Source organism: Microbacterium sp. CPCC 204701 (assembly GCF_004010105.1).
Lineage (GTDB): Bacteria > Actinomycetota > Actinomycetes > Actinomycetales > Microbacteriaceae > Microbacterium.
Genome location: NZ_RRYE01000164.1, coordinates 1 through 6,456, shown reverse-complemented (window position 1 = coordinate 6,456; position 6,456 = coordinate 1). Strand labels below are relative to the sequence as shown.

Annotated in this window: 5 protein-coding genes; 2 read left to right on the top strand and 3 right to left on the bottom strand. The window is 69.9% G+C overall.

Going from position 1 to position 6,456, the window contains the following annotated elements:
* Together EIO58_RS10695 and EIO58_RS10690 are read right to left on the bottom strand one after the other, a co-directional pair.
* Nucleotides 1-1,183: dihydroxyacetone kinase family protein (locus EIO58_RS10695; protein WP_127819530.1), on the bottom strand; the 1,183-nt coding region annotated here is incomplete at its 3' end.
* The gene (locus EIO58_RS10690; protein WP_240658727.1) at nucleotides 1,180-2,574 is read right to left on the bottom strand and encodes an MFS transporter; all 1,395 of its coding nucleotides are present in this window, start codon (nucleotides 2,572-2,574) and stop codon (nucleotides 1,180-1,182) included. The genes EIO58_RS10695 and EIO58_RS10690, both read right to left, overlap by 4 nt.
* Nucleotides 2,575-2,707: 133 nt before the next feature.
* On the opposite strand from EIO58_RS10690, the gene EIO58_RS10685 reads away from it, so the two are divergent.
* Nucleotides 2,708-3,442: a FadR/GntR family transcriptional regulator gene (locus EIO58_RS10685; RefSeq protein ID WP_127819529.1), complete on the top strand. Its 735-nt coding sequence runs from the start codon at nucleotides 2,708-2,710 to the stop codon at nucleotides 3,440-3,442.
* Between the two features lie 30 nt (nucleotides 3,443-3,472).
* On the opposite strand, the gene EIO58_RS10680 is transcribed toward EIO58_RS10685, so the two are convergent.
* Entirely contained in the window at nucleotides 3,473-4,864 is a 1,392-nt protein-coding gene (locus EIO58_RS10680; protein WP_164861635.1) for a glycoside hydrolase 43 family protein, read from the bottom strand.
* Between the two features lie 139 nt (nucleotides 4,865-5,003).
* Here EIO58_RS10680 and EIO58_RS10675 point away from each other — a divergent pair, with 139 nt between their 5' ends.
* Nucleotides 5,004-6,320, top strand: a complete 1,317-nt coding sequence (locus tag EIO58_RS10675; protein ID WP_127819527.1) for an ABC transporter substrate-binding protein — start codon at nucleotides 5,004-5,006, stop codon at nucleotides 6,318-6,320.
* Nucleotides 6,321-6,456 lie beyond the last annotated feature (136 nt).

Sequence of the window (6,456 nt, the reverse complement as noted above, 5' to 3'; positions counted from 1 at the left end):
CGGCGACCGCGTCGATCCGGCCGAGCTCGTCGACGTGCGTGTCGACGGTCTCGGCGATGGTGCGCACCGCGGCGAGCACGAGCTGCGCGGCGGAACGGGATGCCTCGTCACCGGGTTCGATCGCGGCGCGCGTGGCGTCGGGTGCGGCCGCGGCATCCGTCCGCTGCTGCGGCGCGACCGAGCCCCGGCGGTAGGCGGGCGTGTCGACCGCGGTCTGCCACAACGTCTCGAGCTCGTCGTCGAGCCAGAAGAGCGTGAGAGACGTGCCCGCCATGTCGAAGCTGGTGCAGTACTCGCCGACGTGCGGGTCGACGATCTCCAAACCCGCCTCAGTCAGCAGCTCGGCGATGCGCCGGTAGACGACGAACATCTCCTCGTACTTCAGCGACCCCAGCCCGTTGAGGATCGGGACGACGCGGGCCCCCCGGACCGCGTCGACCCCTTCGGGAACCTCGGCGAGCAGCCTCGCGACGAGCAGCTCGGCCAGCTCGTCGGCTGTCGGGATGCCGGTCTCGTCGATGCCGGGCTCGCCGTGGATCCCCAGCCCGACGGCCATGCGACCCTCGGGCACGGTGAACAGCGGCTGCTCGGCGCCGGGCAGCGTGCAGCCGGTGAACGCGACCCCGAACGACCGCGTGCGGTCATTCGCGACCCGCGCGACCCGCGTCACCTCGGCGAGGTCGTACCCCGCCCCGGCCGCCGCCGCCGCCGTGCGGAACACCGTGAGGTCGCCCGCGATGCCGCGGCGCCTGTGCCGCTCGTCGGCGGTCGCCGACATGACGTCGTCGGTCACCGCGACGGTCTCGCACGCGATGCCCTCGGAGCGCAGACGCTCCTGCGCCGCGTCGAAGTTGAGCACGTCGCCCGCGTAGTTGCCGTAGCTGAAGAACACGCCCCCGCCGCCTTCGGCGGCCTTCGCGACGGCGTACACCTGCTGCGCCGAGGGCGACGCGAAGAGGTTGCCCATCGCCGCGCCGTGCGCGAGTCCGGGTCCGACGAGTCCTGCGAATGCGGGATAGTGGCCCGACCCGCCGCCCACGACGACCGCGACCTGACCGGCGGGGGACGTCGTGCTGCGCACGACCCCGCCGGTCACGCGCCGCACGTAGCGCTCGTTGGCCGCGACGAATCCGGCGATCATCTCGTCGGCGAAGTCGGCCGGGTCGTTCCACAGTCGGGTCATCGCACGTCGCCGTTCACGGCAGCGGCGCCGCGTGGCGTCGGGGTGACCTGCTCGAGGTCCGTCTGGCCGATGCGATTGCTGCGGGCGAGCAGCACCATCAGCACGGCCGACAGCAGCATGAACACGCCCACGATGAACATCGGGATCTCGTATCCGCCCGTCCAGTCGTGGACGGCCCCGGTCACATACGGGGCGGAGAACCCCGCGAGGTTGCCGATGGTGTTGATGAGGGCGACGCCCGCGGCCGCCGCCGCCCCGGTGAGGAACCGCGTCGGCAGCGTCCAGAAGTTCGGCAGCGCCGCGAAGATCGCGCACGCCGTGACCGTGACGACCGCGATCGTGGCGGCCGGCGAGCCGGCGAACAGCGCGAGCGGGATGCTGATGGCGCCGGCGATGGCGGGAACGGCGATGTGCCAGGTCTTGAGGCCGCGCTTCGAGGCATCCCGCGACCAGAAGTACATGACGATCGCAGCCGGGAGGTACGGGATCGCCGTGATGAGACCCTTCTGAAGGGTGTCGAAGGTCTGTCCGGTCTGCTCCTGGAAGCCCTCGATGATCGTGGGGAGGAAGAACGCGAGCGCGTACAGCCCGTAGATGAAGCCGAAGTAGATGAACGAGAGCACCCACACGCGGCCGCTCTTGAAGGCGTAGCGGGCCGAGACGTGGCCCTGCTCCTTCTGCTGCGTGGCGGCCTTCTCGCGGTCGAGCGCGTCGGTCAGCCACACCTGCTCCTCGCGGGTGAGCCACTTGGCGTCGGCGGGCTTGTCCTTCAGGTAGAACCACGCGATGACGCCGACGAGGATCGCCGGGATCGCGACGCCGAAGAACATGAAGCGCCAGCCCTCGAGCCCGAAGAAGATTTCGTGCTGCTGGATCAGCCAGCCGGCGAGCGGGGCGCCGATGACGGTGGTGAGCGGCTGGGCCAGGTAGAAGAGCATCAGGACGCGACCGCGGTACTGCGCCGGCACCCACAGGCTCAGGAAGAGGATCGCACCGGGGAAGAAGCCGGCCTCGGCGACGCCGAGGAGGAAGCGCAGGATCACGAGCTGCTCGAAGTTCTGCACCCACGTGAACAGCAGCGCGACGATGCCCCAGGTCACCATGATGCGGGCGAGCCAGCGCCGCGCGCCGAACCTGTGCAGCGCGAGGTTCGACGGCACCTCCAGCAGGATGTAGCCGATGAAGAACACCCCGGACGCGAAGCCGAACTGCGCGGCGCTCAGCGCGAGGTCTTCGTTCATGCCGTTGGGGGCGGCGAAGCCGATCGCAGTGCGGTCGAGGTAGTTGATGAAGAACATCAGTGCCACGAACGGCACCAGCCGGATCGAGACCTTGCGGATGGCCGATCGGGCGACCGAGGACTCCTCGGCAGTGTTCTGTGTGCGGTCCACTCTGACTCCTGCTCGTCGACGGTGATCGAGATGATGGTGATCGTGGACCATTGTGGCAAACCGGTTGACCAATTGCAAGAACCGGTTGACCAATCACTGTCGCGCTCCGGCGCTGCTGTCGTATGTTGTTCCCGTGCCCGCCTTTCCGGATGACCGCTCCGCCGAGATCACAGCCGCCCTCGGCGCACTCCCGGCCGGAACGCCGGTGTCAGAGGTCGCCCGGCGGCTCATGGACCTGTTCACCGGAGGCTCGCTCGACGCGGGCACGCGCCTTCCTCCCGAGCGCCAGCTCGCGGCGACGCTGGGCGTCGGACGCTCCGCCGTTCGCGAGGCGCTGGCGGCGCTGGAGATCCTCGGCATCGTCGACGTCCGGCCGGGTTCGGGGACGTACCTCCGCGGAACCGCCAGCGATCTGCTGCCGCAGACGCTGCGGTGGGGACTCCTCATCGGGCAGAAGAACACGGCCGAGCTTCTCGAGCTGCGCTCGGGCCTGGAGATCTACGTCGCGCGGCTCGCGGCCGGGCGCGCGTCAGCCGAGCGCGTCCAGTCACTCGCGACCTCGCTCGGGCGCATGCGTGCATCGGTCCACGATCTGAAGACCTTCGCCAAAGCCGACGCCGAGTTCCACAACGCTCTCGCCGCGGGGGCCGGGAACCACACTCTCGTCGACCTTCTGCACGTCGTTCGCTCACTGCTGCAGGTGTACGCCGACCGTGCCGTGCACGACGAGGACGCCGCCCGCATCGCGATCGACGAGCACCAGGCGGTGTTCGCAGCCGTGGAGCGCCGTGACGCGGATGCCGCCGCCTCCGCGATGGCGGTGCACATGGCCACCGCCTCGGCGCGGCTCGCCGCCGAGTCGGCGTGACCGCTGGACGGTAGCGCGGCTCGGCTCCGCCTACGGCATCACGGGTGGTGCGAGGTCGAATCGGGCGCCGCGGGCTCCGTGGGCGCTCACGCCGAACTCGACTCCCGTCCATTGGGACGGTGCCGGGTGGAACCAGTCGCCGGCCGGACACCCGTCGACGGTGAAACGAGCGGCGGAACCGTCGAGCTGGACGCCGAGCCGCACGGGTGGAGCGGCGTGGACGATCGTCTCGTCGATGTCGACGAGGGTGGGAGCGGGTTCATCCGCGGTGCCGACGCGGAGGCGGTGGTGGTCGGCGCCGATGAGCGAGATGGACCCTTCGCCGTCGAGCAGCGCGACCTCGATCCGTGCGGCTCGCGCATCGAGCGGCCGCGCGAGCATGCCCCTTTCGGCAAGGGTGACGTCAGTGCTCGAGCCGGTCGCCGACTCGGTGACGAGCTCGATCGGATCGGCCCCGCGACCGTGCCAGCCCGCAGTGGCCGCCGCATCGACCGGCGTCTGCGCGTGGGACGAGTGCCCACCGGCCGGCCGCGGGGTGGGGTACTGCCAGTCCATCACCGGTTCCGGCGGTCCGCCCGCCACCGCGGCGCCGACTAGCGGCCAGCCATCGTCGCCCCAGGAGAGCGGCTGCAGGTGCAGGATCCGGCCGTGCTGCGGAGTGTGCTGGAAGTGGAGAAACCACTCCTCGCCCTCGGCGCCGATCACCCACGCGCCCTGGTGGGGGCCGTTGATGTCGGTCGCGCCCTGCTCGAGCACGACCCGCCCCGTCCACGGCCCGGCCAGATCGGAGGAGCGGAACACGTACTGCCACCCCGTCTCGACCCCACCCCCGGGGGCGAACACGAAGTAGAGCTCGCCGCGGCGGTAGAGCTTCGGGCCCTCCAGCACGGTGCAACCCTCGACGGCGTCACCGTCGATGAGCACGCGCGGGGATCCCACGGCGGTGGTCAGCCCGGCATCCACCTCGACGATGTCGAGGCGATTCGCGAAGCCGGCGCGGGAGCGGGACCACCCGTGCACGATCCAGGTGCGCCCGTCGTCGTCCCAGAACGGACACGGGTCGATGGGTCCAGGGCCCGCGATGATCTGCCGCGGCTTCGACCAGGGGCCCTCGACTCTTGGCGCTTCGACGACGAAGACCCCGCGATCAGGGTCCGCCCACGTGAGGAACAGCCGCCCGTCGTGCTCGCGTATCGACGGCGCCCACACTCCGCCGCTCGCCTGCACCAGGGGCTGGTAGCCCCCGGCGAAGCCCGCGGGGCGCCACTGCACCAGGTCGTCGGAGCGCCAGAGCGGCAGCCCGGGCTGTCGGTCGAAGCTCGACGCGACCATCGCGTAGCCGCCGCCGGAGAGCGCGACGACGTCCGGATCGGGCACGTCGAACGCGAGGACGGGATTCGCATACCGCGATCCGAGAATCATCTGCACCCCCGAGGAAACGTTTTCTTGGCTAACCGGTTGACCTCTGCTATCGTACTCGGGAACCGGTTTCTCACGGAGTCGTCCGACTCGGGGAATCGGAATGCACCGAGGCAGGACATCACTCGAAGAGGAGTAGGACATGGCACAGGCACCGATGCGCCGCGGACGCCGGGCACTGACAGCAGGACTCGTCGCAGCGGGACTCGTACTCACCGCGACGGCATGCGCCCCCGGAGACGCAGGCTCGGAAGGGGACGCCGCCGACGGCGGAGCGGTCACCATCTCGTTCCAGTGGTGGGGGAACGACGAGCGCGCCGTGCTCACCGAGGAGGCCCTCGACGTCTTCGAGGAGAAGAACCCCGGCGTGACGGTCGAGACCTCCTTCTCGGCGATCGACGCGTACATCCCCAAACTCGCGACGCAGATCGCAAGCGGTTCGCAGCCCGACCTCTTCCTCATCCCGATGGAGTCGGTCAAGGAGTACACCGAGAAGGGTGCGACGACGGATCTCAGCGAGTACGTCGGCGACGTCATCTCTGTGGACGACATCCCGGAGGCGTCGCAGAAGATCGGCCAGATCGACGGCACCTTCTACGGCTTCACGCTCGGCACCGCCACCTACGGATGGGCGTACGACCCGATCGCCTTCGAAGAGGCCGGGGTCGACGCGCCCGGACCGGGCTTCACCTGGGACGACCTGATCGAGGCGGGCGAGAAGATCCGCGCCGCCAGCGGGGGCGCCAAGGCGGCGATCACCGACCCGGGCGGCTACATCGCGCACTTCGCGACGTGGCTCGACCAGAACGACAAGCTGCTGTTCACCGAGGGGGGCGAGCTCGGGTTCGACGAGAGCGACCTCGAGGAGTGGTTCGACCTCATGGAGCGCCTGCGTGAATCCGGCGCCTCCACCGACCCGCAGACGACGTCGACGCTCGACCAGAGCATGCAGAACTCCGGATTCGCGCTGGGCAAGTCGGCCGGCGAGTTCATCGCAGCGTCGATCACCGGCGCCTTCGTCGACACCATCGGCGAGGAGCACGTCGCGCTGGCTCCGTACCCCACCGACACCGGTCGCCTGGGCCTGAGCATGGCGGGCACCAACGTGGCCGCCGTCTCGCCCGAGTCCGAGCACCCTGAGGTCGCCGCGAAGCTCCTGGACTTCCTCATCAACGACCCGGAAGCTGCCGAGATCCTCGGCCTGACCCGCGGCATCCCGCTCAACACGTCGAACTACGAGGCACTCGCCCCCACGCTGCAGGGCGGTGACAAGATCGTCAACGACTTCGTGCTCGAGTACCAGTCCGACTTCAGCGACCCCGCGCCGCTGGCTCCCGCCGGCGTCAGCACGCTGCCCGCCGACTTCACGCTCGCCTACGAGAACATCATCTTCGGCCAGCAGTCCAACGCAGACGCGGCCAAGGCGCTGTACGCGACCTTCGAGTCGGCGATCTCCTGACCCGATCCGGCCGGACCGCCGCGCGCGGTCCGGCCGGCCGGGCCTCCCCACCCACCCGCGATACCCGAGGAGAGAGCCGATGACGGCGACACTTCCCGAGACGGCGGCGCCGGCATCCGTGCCGCCCGCCGCAGCT